Source organism: Frankia sp. QA3 (assembly GCF_000262465.1).
In the GTDB taxonomy this organism is placed as follows: Bacteria; Actinomycetota; Actinomycetes; order Frankiales; family Frankiaceae; genus Frankia.
Window position 1 is genome coordinate 4646930 of the sequence record NZ_CM001489.1, and the last position, 18268, is coordinate 4665197.

Annotated in this window: 11 protein-coding genes and 1 tRNA gene; 10 read left to right on the forward strand and 2 right to left on the reverse strand. The window is 72.3% G+C overall.

All coding sequences use genetic code 11. From position 1 onward, the window contains the following. The 9 genes from FRAQA3DRAFT_RS19120 to FRAQA3DRAFT_RS19165 all read left to right on the forward strand — a co-directional run bounded on the left by FRAQA3DRAFT_RS19120 (position 1) and on the right by FRAQA3DRAFT_RS19165 (position 11602). Positions 1–91 (forward strand) — tRNA-Ser (locus FRAQA3DRAFT_RS19120). 469 nt (positions 92–560) lie between these two features. Further along, complete coding sequence (locus FRAQA3DRAFT_RS19130; RefSeq protein WP_009740696.1) at positions 561–920, forward strand: PadR family transcriptional regulator; 360 nt, start codon at positions 561–563, stop codon at positions 918–920. Next, positions 917–3145, forward strand: coding sequence for a hypothetical protein (locus FRAQA3DRAFT_RS19135; protein WP_009740697.1), 2229 nt, complete (start codon positions 917–919; stop codon positions 3143–3145). Before FRAQA3DRAFT_RS19130 ends, FRAQA3DRAFT_RS19135 begins: the two co-directional genes overlap by 4 nt. A gap of 161 nt (positions 3146–3306) precedes the next feature. Then, positions 3307–3801 carry a hypothetical protein gene (locus FRAQA3DRAFT_RS19140; protein WP_051054606.1) on the forward strand — a complete coding sequence of 165 codons (495 nt, stop codon included), beginning with the start codon at positions 3307–3309 and terminating at the stop codon, positions 3799–3801. 93 nt (positions 3802–3894) lie between these two features. Continuing rightward, positions 3895–4593 (forward strand): DUF305 domain-containing protein, encoded by a 699-nt coding sequence (locus FRAQA3DRAFT_RS19145; RefSeq protein ID WP_009740699.1) that lies wholly within the window; start codon positions 3895–3897, stop codon positions 4591–4593. A gap of 470 nt (positions 4594–5063) precedes the next feature. Further along, a complete protein-coding gene (locus FRAQA3DRAFT_RS19150) occupies positions 5064–6203 on the forward strand; it encodes a GGDEF domain-containing protein (RefSeq protein ID WP_009740700.1) in 1140 nt (379 codons plus the stop codon). A 109-nt stretch (positions 6204–6312) separates the two neighbouring features. Next, the gene (locus tag FRAQA3DRAFT_RS19155) at positions 6313–10977 is read left to right on the forward strand and encodes an FtsK/SpoIIIE domain-containing protein (RefSeq protein WP_009740701.1); all 4665 of its coding nucleotides are present in this window, start codon (positions 6313–6315) and stop codon (positions 10975–10977) included. Then, positions 10974–11243 (forward strand): hypothetical protein, encoded by a 270-nt coding sequence (locus FRAQA3DRAFT_RS19160; RefSeq protein WP_009740702.1) that lies wholly within the window; start codon positions 10974–10976, stop codon positions 11241–11243. The genes FRAQA3DRAFT_RS19155 and FRAQA3DRAFT_RS19160 overlap by 4 nt, the downstream gene beginning before the upstream one ends. A 71-nt stretch (positions 11244–11314) precedes the next feature. Next, positions 11315–11602, forward strand: coding sequence for a hypothetical protein (locus FRAQA3DRAFT_RS19165; protein ID WP_035923102.1), 288 nt, complete (start codon positions 11315–11317; stop codon positions 11600–11602). 21 nt (positions 11603–11623) lie between these two features. Here the strand turns inward: FRAQA3DRAFT_RS19165 and FRAQA3DRAFT_RS19170 are convergent, their stop codons facing one another. Together FRAQA3DRAFT_RS19170 and FRAQA3DRAFT_RS19175 are read right to left on the reverse strand one after the other, a co-directional pair. Further along, positions 11624–12226, reverse strand: a complete 603-nt coding sequence (locus FRAQA3DRAFT_RS19170) for a hypothetical protein (RefSeq protein WP_232291661.1) — start codon at positions 12224–12226, stop codon at positions 11624–11626. Between the two features lie 159 nt (positions 12227–12385). Beyond that, complete coding sequence (locus tag FRAQA3DRAFT_RS19175) at positions 12386–13045, reverse strand: hypothetical protein (RefSeq protein ID WP_035921166.1); 660 nt, start codon at positions 13043–13045, stop codon at positions 12386–12388. Between the two features lie 707 nt (positions 13046–13752). Between FRAQA3DRAFT_RS19175 and FRAQA3DRAFT_RS19180 the strand changes: the two genes are divergently transcribed. Continuing rightward, on the forward strand, positions 13753–18243 hold the full coding sequence (locus FRAQA3DRAFT_RS19180) for a LysM peptidoglycan-binding domain-containing protein (RefSeq protein WP_009740706.1): 4491 nt from the start codon (positions 13753–13755) through the stop codon (positions 18241–18243). Positions 18244–18268: the final 25 nt, after the last annotated feature.

Genomic DNA, 18268 nt, shown 5'->3' on the forward strand with positions numbered 1-18268 from the left:
GGAGGCTTCGCCTAGTCCGGTCTATGGCGCCGCACTGCTAATGCGGTTGGGGGCTTCAACCCCCTCCCGGGTTCAAATCCCGGAGCCTCCGCAGTACCAGAGGATTCGCGCAAGAGCGCGGGTCCTCGGAGACGAGCTTCATCGGCGCTTCGGACGCGAGGAGCATCGTGGTCGCGCCGCGGGGCAGGTCGTGGAACCGGAGCGGTGCCGACGCCGCTATGTTGACGGCCTCGGCCGGCACCCGGTACGGGTGCGCCACCCGTTCGGCCGTCCAGCCCTTGGCGGGCTTGCTCCGGACCGCCCCGTACCGTTCGACGAGTTACCCGAAACGCTGCGAGATGTAGGCGGGCCGGGCCGCAGCGCCCGGCTGTCTTCGTAGGTGAACACCCGGCCGGAGTCCTGGCACGCCTCACCCAGTGCAAGCGCTCCTCGAGCTACCCCTTGCGGGCTACCTCGAGCACCTTCGCGGTTCCCTCGTCGGGGGCGGTTGCCACGAGGCCACGAGGGTCTCGGCAACGGCGCCGGCACCGCAGCTGATTTTTCAGCCAGGATGATCGACGTTGACGCTCTATCTCTACATATATAATTTAACGCGCATGGCAGGTTTGTCCCGCGTGACGCCGGCGACGCTCGACGTCCTCGAGGTGCTCCTCGAGGGCGATGTCGAGCCGTACGGCCTGGCGATCGCCAGGAAGGCCGGGCTGGCGACCGGCAGCGTGTTCCCGATCCTGGCCCGACTGGAACGCCTCGGATGGGCGAGCTCCTCCTGGGAGGAGTCCGACCGTCCCGGCCCTCGCCGCCGGCTGTACCGGTTCACCCCCGAGGGGATGGCCGGCGCCCGCGCGCTGCTCGCCGAGCGCAGGCCGCGTCGCGGGCACGGGCGCCACGGCACGTTCACCGCGCCCGAGGGAGCGTGGTGAACGCCCCGACGACAGGTGCGACAGTCACGACAGGTGCGACAGGTGCGGCGGGTGCCGGCGCTGCCCGCGCCGCCGCCTCGCCGCAACGGGTCGCTGCCCGCGTCTGCCTCGGCGTCGTCATCGGGACGTATCTCGGCGACGCCCTGTCCGCCTTCTTCCCCGGCAGCCCCGCCTACTCGGTGGTCGCTGTCGGCTCGCTGCTCGGACTGCTCCTCGGCCTGCTGACGGTCCGCCGCCGCGGGCTCGCGCCGGCGTCGCTGGGCCTGGCGGCGGGCGCGGGCACGGGCCTGGTCGCCAACCCCGTCGTCCCCGTCGCGGTCACCCGGACCTACTCCGACGCAGAGACCTTCGACTACGGCTACCAGCCGGTCGTGGCCCTGGTGTCCGTCACGGTGCTCGGGTCGGCCCTCGGCCAACTCGTCGGCCGCCGTCCCTGGTTCGCGAAACCCGTGTCGGGCCTGGTACTGGGCGCTTTGGCCGGGCACTTCGCCAGTCTTGCCGCAAAGACCGGTGACGGTCGCGTCGTCGCCGACAGCGCCGGGCCGAGTTTCGACCTCCTCGACGGTGCCGGTCACGCCGACATCCTCGTCTCCGGTTACGGGTTTGCTCACGGCTACGCCTCGGCCGTGCTCGTGACGGGTGGCGCGGTGCTGGGGTTGCTCCTCGGCCTGGTGGCCGAGCGTCGCCGTGGGCTCGCGCGCCCAGCGCTGGGGCTGGCGCTCGGCGCCCTCCTCGGCGGCCTCGGCGTCGCCGCGGGCCGGAGCATGTACGCCGCGTTTCCCGGCCCGATCATCTTCGACGACACGGGCTCCCCCCACTCCTTCGAGAAGTTCGCCGGCGTGGGCTATCTCGGCGACCTCGGCCACGGGCTGGCCGTCGTGGCGGGTGGTGCGGCGCTTGGCCTGCTGCTCGGCCTGCTCGCCGAGCGCTGGCACCGGCTTACGACACCGCTGCTGGGAGTTGCGGTCGGTGGTGTGGTCGGTCATGCCGCCGGTGCTGGGTTGAGGGCCATGTACAGCACGTCCTTCGACTGGCCCAACCCTCTCATCTGGTCGGGGGGGAGCGAGCCCGTCGGCACGGCCACGTCGCTCGTGTTCAGCTACGGCAACGGCCAGGTCGTCGCCATGCTGGTCGGCGCCGTGCTGGGCGGCGTCGCCGGCCTGCTCGCCGGCCGTCGCCTTCGGCTCCTCAAGCCCTTGGCGGGTCTGGCCCTGGGCATCTCGACCGGTTCCGCGGTCAGCGCCGGCTACTACGACTTCGTCCTGCTTGGCAGCGCGCCCTCGTATCCAGGCGATGACTTTCCTGGAACCAGGATTGTTGTCCCTGCGCTGGCCTGCGTGGTCGTCGGGCTGGGCGCCGGCATGTTCGCTGGTTGGTATCCCCGGTTCGTCAGACCGGCGCTGGGCCTGGTGTTCGGCGCCCTTGTCGGCCAAACGGCAGCCCGCGTGGCGGCGGACACGTACCTGTTCGCCGTCGACTACACCTACAACCACCCGTCTGACAGCCGCTGGGCGGAGGTCGTGGGTCTGCTGGCCGGTGCCGCGGCAGGGCTGGTGCTCGGCGCGCTCGCTGACCGCCGAACCCGGCTCTCGAGCCCTTTGCTGGGGCTGGCTCTCGGTACCCTCGCGGGTTCCGCCATCGGTTCTGACTACACCTACGGCTTTCTTGGGGAGAACGGGCACACACCGGACGCCATAGCCGTCTACGTCGGCACCGCCGTGGTCGCCGGTGCCGTGCTCGGCCTGCTGGCAGGTCTTCTCACGGCGCGATGGCCGCGCCAGGGGCGGCGCGCGCTGGGTGCGCTCGCGGGGGTCTTCGCGGGGACGTCGGTCCCGGTAATACTGTTCGGTATCTCCCCCGCCGTCTGGCTCGTCCTCAGCGGAGCAGCCGGAGCGGTCGTAGCCGCCGGCGGACTGGGGCCGTCGTACGCCCCGTCAGCCGGGAGCACCGCGCTCCGGTCGTCGTTGCCGGCGAGGCAGGTGGTCCGCCTGCTGCGACTGCTGCGGCCAGGTACGTTCGCGCACGGCATGGTCGGGCTGGCGGCCGCGATCGCGGCGTCCGACGGGCAGCAGGAACGATACGCGGAGGAGTTCGAGGCGACGCTCGTGGAGGTCGACGGTCGGCTGCGTCGTACCAGGAGGTTGTGGTGCGCGCTGACGATCCTGGCGGGTGCTGCGCTGCTACGCGCCGAGCTCGCCGGGGAGAAGGCCGAACGTCGGTCCTGAGCGCGCGGGCGACGCGGCACAGCGAACAGGCGGCCGTCCTGGGAAGAACGTCTCCGCCCGTGCATTCTCGAGACGAGGTCCTTCCACGGATTCTCGGGCGGTCCGGATCGGAGGTGGCGTCAGACTCCGCCGCGGCCCGCCCGCTCAGGCATCATGCAACGGTGAGTGTCAGGGCCCGCGGACAGATCACCGCGCGCGGGCCGTACCTGATGCTCCTCGTGCCTGTGCTCCTCGGCATTCTGCTCATGCATGGCGGCCTGTCCGCCCATGCCGGCCACAACGCTCACCCGGGTGGCACCTGCGGCTCTGACGGACCGCTCGCCGCGGCGGAGAGCCGGCCGGGCGCGCTGCACGGCGGGGCACCGCACCAGCGGCCCACCCCCGGCCACCCGACCAGCCTCGGGGGCGGGCCCGGGACCCTGGCTCCCGACCCGGCCACGAGTCACGTCGGGCACGTCGGCCACCTGTGCCTGGCGTTCCTTCGCTTGGTGGGCATCCTGCTCGCCGCACTGTTGCTCGCCCGCGCCGTCCGGGCGGCCGTCGGCGCACGAGCCCGCTCACGCCCGGTGCCCTGCCGCCCCGAGCGGTCTCCCCCCGGCGGGTTACCACGTCCCCGCGCACCCTCACTCGCCCGCCTCTGCGTGCTCCGCCTGTAGACCGACCCGCTCCGCTGGCGGGCGTCCTCAACGACTCCCGCCCGGCGGCCCGGCATTCGGCTCCGCACGCATCTGGAGGACGAGGACTTCAGCATGAAACGACTCATCCTGCTCATCCCGGCGCTTCTCGCCGCGGCCATCATCACCGCCTGCGGCAGCGGGGGGAGCAGCGGCACGCCCTCCTCCACCGCCGCCACGACCACCACCGGCAGCCACAACGCGGTCGACGTCACCTTCGCCCAGGCGATGATCCCCCATCACCGGCAGGCCATCGAGATGGCCGAACTGGCCCCGTCCCGCGTACAGAACCCGCAGGTCAGATCCCTCGCACAGCAGATCCGAGCCGCACAGACCCAGGAGATCGCAACCATGGCGGGTTGGCTCACCAGCTGGGGGCAGCCCACCGATCCCCCGGCCGATGCGGGTGTTTCCGGCCATGGCTCGGGTGGTCATGGCTCGGGTGGTCATGGCTCGGGTGGTCATGGCTCGGGCAGCGGTGGCATGACCGACGACGGCATGGCCGATCACGGAACGGAAACCGCGGCGCCGGACGACTCCATGGAGGGAATGATGTCCAGCGCGGACATGACCGCCCTCAGGAACGCGACCGGACCGTCCTTCGACGAGATGTTTCTCGCCATGATGATCGAGCATCATCAGGGAGCCATCACCATGGCGAAGACCGAGATCCGTGACGGCCTCCACACCTCGGCGAAACGGCTGGCCGAGAACATTCGGCGTACTCAGACGGCCGAGATCACCAGCATGCAGGACCTGCTCACCAAGATCTGACCAGTCCTGTGCAGCACGGGATGGTGGCTGCGACACTCGGCCACCATCCCGTCCCGCCGAGCCCAACCGGTTCCCGCCGAGCCTGCACCGCGTTCGCGCCGGACCTGCCCATCGGCCCGGCACTCTCCGGCGGCCCGGCACTCTCCGGCGGCAGCGCCCCACCGGCTCCGTTCGACGGTCTTCACCCGGACTTTTCCGGCTCAAGGTCGCGCCGACACGCCAGAGAATTCACTACTCCCACGCATCCACGGCTCTCACCAAAACCTTTCGCTGCACACCGTTCGGCAAAAAGGAAACCACCCGTCGGTAGCCACCCGAGGATCGGAAAGGCACCGCCGCGGCAGCCCTGCCCGGCGCGGGAGACACCCGGCCGGGCGGTCCCACGGCACATCACCCGCGCCGTGCGGGTCGAGGGCGCGCCCTGCGCCAAGCCGACACCACGGTGCGGCAGCCGGAAGGATTCCAGCTCCGTGCCCACCGATGACGTCGCGGCGGCCGTATTCGACTCCCTCCCTTCACTCATCGCGGTACTCGGCCCGGACGGCACGGTGGCCCGCCTCAACGAGGCCTGGCGCCGCAGCGCCGCGACCGGGGTGGCCCTGCTCCCCATCCGGCCCGGCATGAACTGGTTGGCGGCGTGCGACCACGCGGCGGACGCTGCGGAGACCGCGGCGCGGTCGGCCGGCAGGGATGTGGACCAGGCCCCTTCCTCGCCCTATGGCCACACCGAGGTCACCGTGCTCGATCCGGTCGCGCCGTTCCGGAAGCTGGCTTTCCTTTCCCGTCAGCTGATCGACCGGCGGCGGACCCGGGCCCGCATCGAGCTGCCGCAACCGGCGCTGCGCGGTCACCGCTGGCTCGATGTGCGCCTGAGCACCCTCATCCGCGGCGATGGACTGATCGTCGTCGTCGAGGACGTGACCGAACGGCGCCATCGCGAAGAGGACCTCCGCCGTCGGGCCACGACGGATCCGATCACCGGTCTGGCGAACCGGACGGCGCTGCGAACCCTGCTCGCGGCCAGACTCAACCCCAGCAGGTCAGGCACGTCGGACGCCACCAAAGCACCGAACGTGAACGCGGCCTCATCCGTAAGGACGCATCCTTCCCCGGAAATGGCCGGTACCGCAGTTCTCTTCCTGGATCTGGATGCATTTCGTCGAATCAACCACTCCTTTGGGTATCCGACCGGTGATGCTGCTCTGCATGCCGTCGCCCGACGCTTTTCGAGCGTACTCGGCCCCGCCGACATCATCGGGCGGTGGGACGGCGACGAGTTCGTCGTCCTTGCCGGCTCCGGGGATGCACCGGAGGTCGCCGATTTGGCTGAACGGCTGGTGGCGGCCCTCGACGAGCCACTCGACGTGCACGGCCGTCGAATCCGGCTGTCGGTCAGCGTTGGGGTCGCCCTCGCGGGCGCATCTCCGCCCCACGCCGGCGACAACCATCCTGGGCAGCGCGAACAGGGCCGCCGTCCGGGAACTCGGTGGGCCTCTGCTACCCCGGCCGAGGACGGGGACGCACTGGTCGCAAGAGCCGGAGCGGAAGTGACTCGCGCCCGTTCCAGACTGCGGGCCAGCCACGACCGCCGATCCCGCTCCGGTCAGTAATTCGGCTTTCCGGTCGTTCAGCAGATAAATTCCCGACCACAACGCCGAGTTCGTATACGCAGCGTCGCTCGAAGTCGCCGGACGACGTTTCAGCTCGTATCTTCGGCCCATGCAGCTCGCATTCACCGTTCACGATGTCGTCACTGGGACGAACGTCGACGTACTTCTGCGCGCCGGTGCCGACACACCGCTCGGCGTCGTGGCCGGCGCACTGGCGGCCGCCGTCCGGCCGCCGCACCCGGGCGGAGCCCCGGCTCGGGCCAGTCCCTCACTGACCCTCGCCGGCAGCGGCCGCCCGCTCAGGCCGAGCCTGCCGCTCGCCCGATCACCGCTGCACGAGGGCGCGACCGTGATCCTCGACGCGCCGCCGGCCCGGCGAGCCTCGGGCATGGGCCTGGTCCATCTGATGGTCACCGCCGGCCCCGACGCCGGCGTCATCCATCCGCTACCGGTCGGCGAACACACCGTCGGTTCCGCTCCCGGCAGCGCGATCATGCTTGCCGGCCCCACCACCGACGCGCCCGTACTGACTGTGCGGGTCGCCCCCGATGGACGCTGTTCGGTCACTCCCGGCCCCGGCTCGACCGTCGTCGGATGGGAAGGGGCGAAGGGCGACGGCTCGATCGTCGCCTCCGTGCGCACTCCGAGCGTGGCGTTGCGGCTTCTGCGCCCCACGCCGATCGCTCCCCTGGCCCTCCCCTCCTCCGTCGTGCCGGGAAGACTCGACGTCAACCGCCCGCCACGGCTGCACCCACCCCAGCGGGCGTCCACCTTCGCGCTGCCCGCGGCGCCCGAGGAGCCCCGCCGAGCGCCCATCCCCGTTCTGGCCACGCTCCTCCCCCTGCTCGCCGCCGTGGGCATGGCCGCGGTGCTGCGCACGCTCTATGTCCTGCTGTTCGCCGTCCTCGGGCCGTTGAACCTGGTCGTGTCGGTGGTGAGCGGACGCCGCCGGGACCGCCGCGAGTTCCGCCAGGCCACCGCGCGCCATCGGCGGCTGTGCGACGAGGTGGAACGCGCGGCGCAGGTGGCACTTGAGACGGAGTGCGCCGAACGCCACGCTGAGCAGCCCGATCCGGCGAGCCTGTTCGCCACGGCGTGGCAGCGGGACTCCGGGCTGTGGCGGCGCCGCCGGGGGGACGCCGACTACCTGCGGCTTCGCATCGGAACCGCGAACCAGCCGAGCGCGGTCCGGGTCACCGGCGCCACCGGCCTCGACCACCCGTCCGACCCGATCAACGCGGATCTGCCCGCCGTGATCGCACTGAGCGAGAACGGCGTCGTCGGAGTCGCGGGGCCGGGCGCCCGGTCCCAGGAACTCGGCTGTTGGCTCCTCGCGCAGGCCGCCGTTCTGCACAGCCCGGAGGAGCTGACGATCTGCGTATTGGCGGCGGATGCGGACCGCGCCGCCGCCTGGCGCTGGATTCGCTGGTTGCCGCACTGTCGCTCCGCCGCCGGGGATGGAGCCGGGTGGTTCGCGGCGGACGCGGCGGACCGGGTCGCCCGCGTCGCCGAACTCCGCTCGCTGATGCAACGCCGCCAGGACTTGCCGCCCGACCGCCACCCCGCCGGCCCCGACGTCCTGCTCGTGCTGGACGGTGCGCGCGCGCTGCGGTCCACCGCCGGCCTGGTGCCGGTGCTGCGCTCCGGCCCGCCAGTAGGCATCCACGTGATCTGCCTGGACTCCGACATCCGTGATCTTCCGGCCGAATGCCGGGCCGTCGTGGAATCGGACGGCGGGCATCTCACGGTGCGTCAGGACCGGGCAGCGGTGATCAGGAATGTTCGCCCCGACCTCGTCGGTCCGGCCGGGGACCGCGGGCACGCATCCGGGACGGTCCGTTGGTGCGAGTCGGTGGCGCGCGCACTCGCGCCGCTTCGCGTGGCGGCCGATGACGATGCCGCGCTCCCCGTGGCCATGCGGCTGTCCGACATCACCGGCGTGGGCCGGCCGACCGCATCGACGGTCCTGCGAGGATGGTCGTTCGCCCCGGACTCGGGGATCCCGCCGAGAAGCCGTCCGGTCCCGGTGGGAGTCGCCGGCGGCAGGACGTTCACCCTCGATCTTCCCCGTGACGGTCCACACGGACTGATCGCGGGCACGACCGGTTCGGGCAAGTCGGAGCTGCTTCAGACGATCATCGCTGCGCACGCCGTGACCTACCGGCCCGACGAGCTGGTGTTCGTGCTCGTCGACTACAAGGGCGGCAGCGCGTTCGCCGAATGCGCCGCGCTGCCGCACACCGTGGGTCTCGTCACCGATCTCGACCCGCATCTGGTGCGCCGAGCCCTGATCTCGCTGTCCGCCGAGCTGCAGCGCCGTGAGGCGCTCCTTGCCCGGGCCGGCGCCAAGGATCTCGACGCCCTCCGCCGCACGGCGACGGGTGCGGGCGAGCTGACGGTCCCTCCCCGGCTGGTTCTCGTCGTAGACGAGTTCGCCACCCTGGCCCGAGAGCTACCCGAGTTCGTCACCGGCCTGGTCAGCCTCGCCCAGCGCGGGCGTTCCCTCGGCATCCATCTGCTCCTGGCCACCCAGCGCCCGAGCGGCGTCGTCTCCCCCGAGATCCGCGCGAACACGAATCTGCGCATCGCCCTGCGGGTGACCGATGCGGCTGAAAGCGAGGACGTCGTCGGCTGTCCGGACGCCGCCGCGATTGTTGCCGCGACCCCCGGCCGAGCAGTAGTGCGCACCGGACCCGACCGGGTCACTACCGTGCAGACCGCCTGGGTGGGCGGCCGAGTCCGGGAGGAGGGCGACGGCTCCCCCGGCCAGCCCGCTCCGCGAGTGACCTTGCTGGCCTGGCCCGGGCCAGGCTCGCTGGCGTCGGGGCCTGGCCGGCCGGATCCCACCGTCGCATCCCGGGATACCGCATCCCCGGATACCGAACTGACCGTCCTGGTACGGGCGGTGCGCGAAGCCGCCACCGTCATGGGGCTCCCGGCTCCGCCAAGTCCCTGGCTTCCGCCGCTGCCAGAGCGGATCGCCCTCTCCTCACTGCATGTCCTCGCCGACGGCGACGAGATGCACGCACGCCCCGCGGGTCCGCCGGGGCGACGCCGTTCCGAGCCCCGCCCCACCGGCACGCTGCTCGCCCCTGTCGTCATTGGCCTGTCCGACCGCTGTGATCGCCAGTTGCAACAGCCCCTCACCTTGGATCTGGAGGACGGCGGCCATCTGATGGTTGTCGGCGCGCCACGGTCCGGTCGCTCCACGGTCCTGCGAACCGCGGCGGGCGCGATCGCCGGCGCGCTGTCCCCACGGGACGTCCACATCTACGGGCTGGACTACGGCGGCGGCGCGCTGGCCGCTCTGACCAGCCTGCCGCACACCGGCGCCCTCGTCGGGCGGGATGACCCCGAGCGAATCGGACGGATGCTCGCCCGCCTGATCGTCGCCGTCGAGCAGCGGCGTCGGCGACTCGCCGCAGACGGGGTGGCGGATCTGCGGGAGGCACGGCGCGGCGTTGCCCCCGCCGGGGGCAACGCCGCTGTCCGCCTGCCCTACCTGGTGCTCCTCCTCGACGGCTTCGAGGGTCTGCTGGCCTCGTCCGAGGACGCCGACGGTGGGGAACTCGTCGAGAGCCTCCTTCGGCTGTTAGGGGAGGGCCCGGCGGCCGGGCTGAAGGTGATCCTGTCCACGGACCGCCGCGGGCTGATCGGCCGGCTGGCCTCCCTCATCGACGAGCGGCTGATCCTACGGATGGCCGATTCCGGCGACTACGCCCTGGCCGGCATCTCACCCCTGGACGTGCCCGAGCAGTTGACCCCCGGGCGCGGGGTCGTGATCGGAGGTCGATTCCCGACCCCCGTCGAGGTCCAAGTCGCCCTGCTTGACGCGGAACCGACCGGCCGGGCGCAGGTGGCGGCGCTGCGGACCGTGGGTGCACGGGCCCAGGCCGGCGCCGCCGCAATGGCACCGGATCGGGCCGGCGACCGCCCCTTCCGCGTCGAAGCGCTACCGGACTGCGTCTCTCCCGCCCGGATGACGACCGCCGCCCAGGCTCGCAGGGATGCCCCGGCCCGCCGCGCAACCGCGCCCCAGCTGCGAGCCGCCCTCGGACTCGGCGGGGACGAACTGGACGTCGTCGACATCGACCTCGGCGAGGATCCCGGCTTCGTCGTGGGCGGGCCGCCGCGCTCGGGACGCAGCTCGGCGCTGCTCACCATCGCCCTGTCACTGCTCGCAGGCGGTTCCGACGTCGTCGCGGTGACCCCGCGCCCATCAGCCCTGCGTGCACTTGCGGGCCACTCGGGTGTTCTGGCCGTGGTGGATGCCGAACTCAGCCACCTTGCCGGATCCGACAGCGTGGGCGGCTCGGGCCTGCCGTTCCCGCCCCCCGGAACGACCCAGCCCCTCTCCGGCATGGTCCCGCCCTGGGCCGTCATGCAGGGGGACCGCCCGCCGGTCGTCCTCGTCGACGACGCCGAGCTGATCGGCGAGCAGGCGGCCGCCGAGCTGGCGAGCTTCTGGCAGCGGGCACGTGACGCTGGGGGCGCGCTCGTCGTCGCCGGCGCTACGGAGGAGCTGGTGCTTCAGTACCGCGGCTTCGTCGTCGACGTCCGTCGTGAGGGGCACGGGCTGCTCCTCGCCCCGAGACGGCCGGTCGACGGCGAACTCCTCGGTGTCCGGCTTCCTCGGACGAGCCCCGGCCCCGCGCCGGCCGGCCGGGGATTCCTCGTCCGGCGTGGAGTCCTGCTCCCCGTCCAGGTCGCCTGCCCACCAGCCACCGTTCCCCTCCCACTCCGCCCGCGACACACCGCGAAGGGAATCGCATGAGAACTGTCACGACCCCGGCGGCCATGCAAGCCGCCGCACGGATGGGCCAGCTGCTGCCCGGCCTGCAGACAACGGCCATGAACCTCATCAACCACGGCAACACGCTGGCGGACCCGCGCAACTGGGAGGGCCCGAAAGCGCAGATCTTCCGCGGGCAGATCTGGCCGGAGGTACAGCACGCGCTCACGGACCTGCACTCCAACCTCACGGAGCTGGCCCGCGGCATCACCGAGATCAACAGGCGGACCGCCGCGGCGGGAAGCTGAACACCGTCCCGGACCCACGTCCCCCTCGGCTGCGTGTCCGCATGCCGACCGAGATCCTCACGGAGAACACCATGACCTCGCCGTCCGACATCACCGTTCGCAGCACCCCCCAGGCCGTGGCCGCGGTCTCGGACCTCGCCTCAATCGTCAACGGTCCGCTGCTCACCCACTTCGACGAGCTGCGGTCCACCGCGAGAACCCTCACCGATCCGGAGAGCTGGGACGGGCGCGGCGCGACCGAGTTCCGGACCACCGTGTGGCCCGGCTACGAGCGCACCCTCACCGAGCTGCACACCCGTCTCGACCAGCTACGCTCCCGGCTCGCGGAGATCCAGAGCGAGATCCAGAGCGCCGGATGACCGGTGTCCGGCGCCGTCGGGTCAGTGGAGAGGCCCGGGCGCGCCAACCAGCAAACCACCCGCCTCCTCGGTGTTAAGCAGGACACAGGCCCGGTCGGTGCGGACAACGGCCTCGGCAATCTCCATCTGCAGCAGCAACCAACCGGCGCCGAGATCGAGCAGATCGGCAGTCGGATGCCGCTCGGAGAAGCGAACGGCGGCTGCCGGCCAGGCGTCCGCGGACAGCGAGGAGACCCATCCACCGAACGCGACCGAGACCCATCGACCGCAGCCAGGTGCCGACCCGCACAGGTTCAGCCGGGTCACGAGGTCCTGTTCGCCGAGGCTCTCGGCGAACAGTGTCGGAGCGAGCAGGAGCACCCGGGGAACCGCCGAGCCGCTCGCCAGCGCTTTGGTCGGCGACTCCTCGGCAGGTGACATCGATCCAAGGACCGGGTGGGCGGGGGACACACCGGGGTGCGGCCGGGGCACCGCCACCGGGCCGGTCGGCGCGTCCAACGACACATCGACGGCGGCCGTCGCGAAACGCAGGCCATGCGCGACCCGGCCACCCCACAGCGCGAGGCTCGCGTACGGGGCGGTCCTGATCAAGGATCGGCCCGCCGTGACCGGTGCGCTGTCCACGCGTCGCCGCTGATCCGTCATCCAATGCCTCCACGTCGACCTATGGTTAACAGCCGTCTATTAGGTTTGCCTAACCTAACAAGGGGGGCAGTGATGCGCCACAAGCCGATGGTCAAACCGAGTTGCAGCCTGACCCGGCCCCTCGGACAAGGCGGCCCGTCAGACGGGTGCCCGGAAGTCAGGGCCACTGGGAACGAAGCGGAACGTCGCGGTCACCGCGTCGAACAGGCTGTGCAGCGCATTGGTCACCGCGACGTTCGGGCTCCGGCACTCGACCTGGGCCACCCGCGGCGCACCCGGCACGGGGATCAGCGTGCGCATGCTCGCGACCAGGCTCGGCTCGATGTCCAACCCCCCACCGGAGGCCAACACGCCGAGCATCCGGGCAGCCAGGCCGACGGCGGGGAGATCCACGATCTGCACCTTGCGCCAAGTGCCCGACGTCGACGGCTCGGGCTCCTCCTGCAACCCCAACACGAGATCGCCCGCCGTCGGGACCGGCTCCCCCGGCCATACGTCATGACGGAAAGAGGAGACCGACACCGTGGCCGACAGGCCGGCGCCGTCGACGGCATCCACCATCACCCCGCAGTAGACCGCGCCGCTTGCCGTCGCCCGACGCGCCGCGTCGCGCAGCATCGCGGCCATGACCGCGCGTCGCCCGGCCAGCATCGGCGCGCCACGGAGACGGGCATGAACGAGAGGATCGATCGAACGCATGGCCATGCCGGACCTCAGATCCAACGTGAACCAGCTCTCGGGCACCGTGATGGCGAAACGATCCGGAGCTCGCCGGCTCGCCGCCGCGTATCCACTCAAGCCACATCCCTGCACTCAGCAGGCGCCGACCAACACCGCAGCTTCGAGATACGGAGATTACTCAGCGCAAGGTTGAATCCGGACATTTAGCCTTGGATCGGGTACCGAATGCTTATCGTGCGTGAAAGATCTCGGATCTGTCATCCCTACGTTCCCGCTGCGCGACCGCACTGGTACGGTTACACCTGGTTCGTCCCGCTGTCGCCGTCTCGGCGCAGCAGCGTGAGGAGGCCGGATGCCCACGGCGTGCCGCCCGCGGAGGGAGCCCCGGACGACACCTGGTGGCCGTTACGGCCGCGCCATGTCCCCCACCGGCCGCTCCGGGGCATCCCCGCGTCCATCGACCCGGGCGTCCGCGTACGCGATCTGGTTAATCGTCACAAGAAGGCCAGAGAACTCTTACTTCGCGCCGAATTCCCGCGGCGGTCGACCTAGCATGAGCGCCACGCGACGTGCCCTGCGGACCGACGCCGACCCTCGCCCGGCACGCACGTCCACCCGACCCTGCACCTGATCGGGGACGAACCATGTCGACCACACCGTTGCCCTCGGCACCGTCGCCCGCGCATCCGCCCACCTCCACGGGAACCCCGGCCGCGCCGGAACCCGCACCACAACTGGGCACATCGCGGCCGGCTGCGAAGCGGCGGCGCGGCCCCATCAGAGGGGCGACGGGCGGCGGGCGTGCCGCCGGTCCCGAGGAGGCCGTGCCTACCCGGCAGGCGGTGCCGGCGGTCCCGCCGGAGGAACGCGCGCGGGAGCGGCTGCAGGCAGCCGGCGCGCTCGCAGCGATCGCCGTGGCGGTCCTCGGCATCCCCGTGATCCTCGCGCTGGTGCTCGGCCCGCCGATCCAGGGCCGCGGCGGGGCGGGCGGGGTCGTCCGGGCGATCCTGTCCCTGCTGTTCTGGGCGGCGTGGGCGCACTTCATCGCCTGTCTCGTCGCGGAGTGGCGCGCGGAGGTGCGCGGCAGCGGTCTCGCCCCGCGGATTCCCTTCGGCGGCGCCCCCCAGACGATCGCCCGCCGCCTCGTCGTCACCGCGCTGCTGCTCTCGGGCACCACAGCCCTCGTGGTTCCGGTGACCTATGGGCAGGAGATGTCCCGCGGCCCGCGCCCCGGGCCGGCCGGGGCGTTGCGGGCGATGCCTCCGCCGGGTCCACGCCCGGCACTGTCGCCGCCTCGGGTGGCGGACGGCGGCGACCCGCGGCGCGGAGCCACGGACGGCGCCGACGGTCTCGACGGCACGGGTACACCCGACGGTGCGGGCCCGCCCGTCCAGGCCCCCCGCGGGCGGGCCGCCCTGCCCGCCGCACCACCGGGCCGGCCGGCCGACCGGGCCGCGCCGCGCGCTGGCACCTCGGCGCGTGACGAGCCCCTGGGCGACGGCGGGTATGAGGACGCTCCCTATGCCGGCGATCGGTACGACGACTACGACGACTACGACGGCTTGGATGGCTTGGACGGCTTGGACGGCTTGGACGGCTTGGACGGCACCGGCGGTTCTAACGGGGCGCCGACGGCGGAGTTCGCCGGGCCGGTTCCCGCGGCGCAGGAGCCAGTCACCGGCCAGGACGAGCTGTCGCCGCCCTGGCATCCCGAGCGTCCGGAGCTGATCAGCCCGGCCTCGGACCGGCACAGTCGCCTGGTCCCCGGCGAACGGGTGGTGAAGCTGTACGAGGTACGCCCCGCGGAGGGACGCCATCACGACACCCTCTGGGGCATCGCCGAACGCTTTCTCGGTGACGGGCTGCGGTATCGGGAGATCTTCGATCTGAACGAGGGCCGCACCCAACCTGACGGCCGAACGTTGTCAAAGCCGTCCCTCATCCACTCCGGGTGGGTCCTGCTCCTGCCCGCCGACGCTCAGGGCGACGGGCTACGTGTCCTGCAGATGCCCGAGGGCACCGCCGGCTGGCCGGAACCCCCGGCAGGCACCGACGGCGACGATGACCTGGGCGATCTCCTCGATCACCACGGCTTCGGCGACGCCGCGGACACCAACGGTGCCGATCTCGACGTCGATCTCGAGGCCGGCCCCGGCGGAGCCGACGACCGGTACGAGACATCGCACCTGCCGGCGGTGCCGGATGAGCCGGATGAGCCGGATGAGCCGGAACCGGCGGCGATGGATCGGGTGCAGGGCGCCTCGCTCGCGCCGCCACAGGACTTCCTGGGAATCGCCGCCGCCGGCCTGCTCGCGGCCGGGGTGATGGTGGCGCTGGCCGGGCGCCGAACCGGTCCGGCGCAACCACCCCAGGACGCCACGGAACGAGCACTGCTGCTCGCCGCGGACACCGAGGCAGCCCGATTCGTCGACCGGTCGCTGCGGGTGCTGTCCGCCTCGCTCACCGGTCAGGGGCGCCTGCTTCCCGCGGTCTACGCGGCCATCCTCACCGAGGACGCGCTGATCCTGCATATGGCGCCGGCCGAGGAGGAGCCGCCACCCGCGCCGTGGACGGTCGGGGAGGTTCCCGGATCCTGGTGGATCGAGCGCACGCCCGGGCTCCTTGCGGGGGCGGGCGGTGACTCCTCCGCCCAGCCGCACCCCGGGGTGCCCGCACCGTTCCCGGCGCTGGTCAGCTTCGGACATGACGACACCGGCTCGCGCATTCTCGTCGACCTCGAAGGCGCCCCCGGTGTGATCAGCCTCCTCGGTGACCGCGCCATAGCGACGCAGATCGTGATCGCCGTCGCCCTCGAACTGGCGACCAACGTCTGGTCGGACGACCTGCGCGTCTGCCTGATCGGCTTTCCCGCCGACGACGATCTCGACGAGCTGCTGACGATCGCTCCGGAACGGCTGTGGACCGCGGTCAGCGTGGCCGAGGCCCTCGACGAGCTGGCCGGGCCCGACGACGAAGAGGCGGGCTTCGGAGTCGGACCCGGTGACGACTTTCCGCTCGAAGCGGGTCAGCGGATCGCCGGCAACCCCGGGGCGCTGGCACCCGACCTGCTCGTCCTCGCGGAGCCGCCCGGCGAGGCCGACACCGCTCGGCTGATGAGAATGGCGCAGGGACGCCGGCACGCGGTCGGCGTCCTCGCCGTGGGCGACTCCCCGGCCGCCCGGTGGCGGTTCACCGTCGGGCCGGACCGTCGGATGTCGCTGGGCGTGCTGGGCGTCGAGGTGTGGGCGCAGGTCATCACCGGGCCGGAATACCGGGCGATCGCCGCCCTGTTCCGCGAGGCGGACGCGGCCCTGCCCGGTCCGGCTCCCGCCGGCCCGGCCCACGACGAGACGCCCCCGCAACCTAGGCCGGCGTCTCCACCGCCCATCACCGTTTCACCGCTGCCACCGTCGGCGACGACGGGTCCTGCGCGCGTCGCCGGGACGGCGCCGCCGGCCCAGGCGCAGGCGGCCGCCGGCGGGACGACGGCCGCGACGGCGCACCTCACGCCGGCTGACGAGATCACCCGACCACCGGCCCGAAGCGACTCGGTTCCCGGCGTTCTGCCATGGACGCCGCAGCTCTCGGCGATCCCACCCGCGACCGGGCCGCGGACATCCGCGCACCCGGCGGCGGACGAGGATTCCACCCGGCCACCGGCGAACGGTCGCCGGGCTCCGCTCGGGCCACCACCCGTCCCGCTCACCTCCCCAGGCGTTCCGGCATCGCCCGGACCGGCGGCATCGCCCGGACCGGCGGCATCGCCCGGACCGGCGGCATCCCCGGCCTCCGCAACTCCCGGATCGGGCCCGGCACCCACGTCTCGTCTGGCAGCACGCGGCGACACGGACCCGGACGACACCGGATCCACGCTGCTGTCCCATCCGAGCAGTCCACTCATCCGGCCGACCGACATTCCCCGCGTGCCACCCGTGCTCTACTTCGAGACGCCGCGGATGCGGGCCAATCGGCAGGCCCAGACCCCGGTGGGAACGCCGGAGCAGGTGGCGGATGCCGCTCCGGCCGCACCACCACCGGCCACTACGCCGCCGGCCACCACGACACCACAACCCGCGGCGACACCATGGCCCGCGGCGACGGCGCCGACTGCGATGCCAACCTCACAGCCGGGGTCCGGGCGGTTCGCGGTACCGCCTGAGCGGGTACCGACCCCGCCGCGCCCGGCGGCCCCGCCCCGCCCGCCGATTCCGCCGCCGAACGAGATGCCCGCCGGGCGGTATCCCATCTCCACGCCACCCCCGGAACCATCACCGACCGCGCCATCATCTGCCGCGCCGGAACCCGGCGGGCCGCAACCCGCGCAGGCCGCGCGGCGCACGGTGCCGGGTACCTACTCCGACGGGGAAACGACCATTCCAAGCAGCCGGGTCCGGCCAGCCGATCCGGTCCCGCCATCACCGCCGGCAGTGCCACCAACGCCACCAACGCCACCAACGCCAACAGTGCCAACAGTGCCAGAACCATCACTGGCCGTGGGAGCCGCGCCGGTGCCGGTGAGCGAGCCGCGGCCGGGCGAGCCGGTGGCCACTGGGGAGGCCCAGGTCCGCATCCTGGGACTGCCCACCGTCGAGGGGCCCGGCCGGCAACCGACGGACGATCTCGATCTCCTCACCGAGATTGCCGTGTACCTCGCCCTGCACCGCGAGGGCGCGCACCGTCGGCTGCTCGCCGAGGAGATCTGGCCCACCGACGCCGCGGCGGACGACGACGCCGTGGATGCGGCGCTGGACAACGCCCGCCACTGGCTGGGAGTCGATGCCGAGGGTCGGGCCCGGCTGTCCCTCGACCCGGAAGGACGGTGGCGGCTGAGCCCGGACGTGCGCTGCGACTGGGAGCTGTTCGTCGCCTACACCCACCGCGCCGGCATGCCAGGGGGCGACACCGAGGCGGACCTGACGACGGCCCTGCGGATGGTCAGCGGCCCGCTGTGGACGAACCTGCCCACCGATCGGTACCGGTGGGCGACCACCGGTCCCATCGCGCGAAGTACCCGGGCCGGCGTCGTCGATGTGGCCCACCGCCTCGCCGAGCTCACGCTGGGCTTCGGAGACACGATGACGGCCATGGCCGCCTGCCGCACCGGGCTGAGGGCGGTGCCGGCATCCGAGGTGTTGTGGCGTGACCTGCTGCGCACCGTGTCGGCCCGCGGCGATCGCCGCACGCTGGAGGCGGTGGCGACGGAGATGTACCGGACCATCGGCGCCGGCGGGGCGCGTCGGGGTGGCCGGGCCGAGGCCGAGACGGACGCGCTGGTCCAGACGTTGCTGCCCGGGTTTCGGCGCGCGCGGAAGTGAGACGGAGGGGAGATCGCGGGGCCCC

Bases quoted from the DNA above. Each gene is read 5' to 3' on its own strand.
- FRAQA3DRAFT_RS19145 (WP_009740699.1), top strand. From the start codon at position 3,895: ATGAAACGACTCATCCTGCTCATCCCGGCGCTTCTCGCCGCGGCCATC.
- FRAQA3DRAFT_RS19155 (WP_009740701.1), top strand. From the start codon at position 6,313: ATGCAGCTCGCATTCACCGTTCACGATGTCGTCACTGGGACGAACGTC.
- FRAQA3DRAFT_RS19160 (WP_009740702.1), top strand. From the start codon at position 10,974: ATGAGAACTGTCACGACCCCGGCGGCCATGCAAGCCGCCGCACGGATG.
- FRAQA3DRAFT_RS19165 (WP_035923102.1), top strand. From the start codon at position 11,315: ATGACCTCGCCGTCCGACATCACCGTTCGCAGCACCCCCCAGGCCGTG.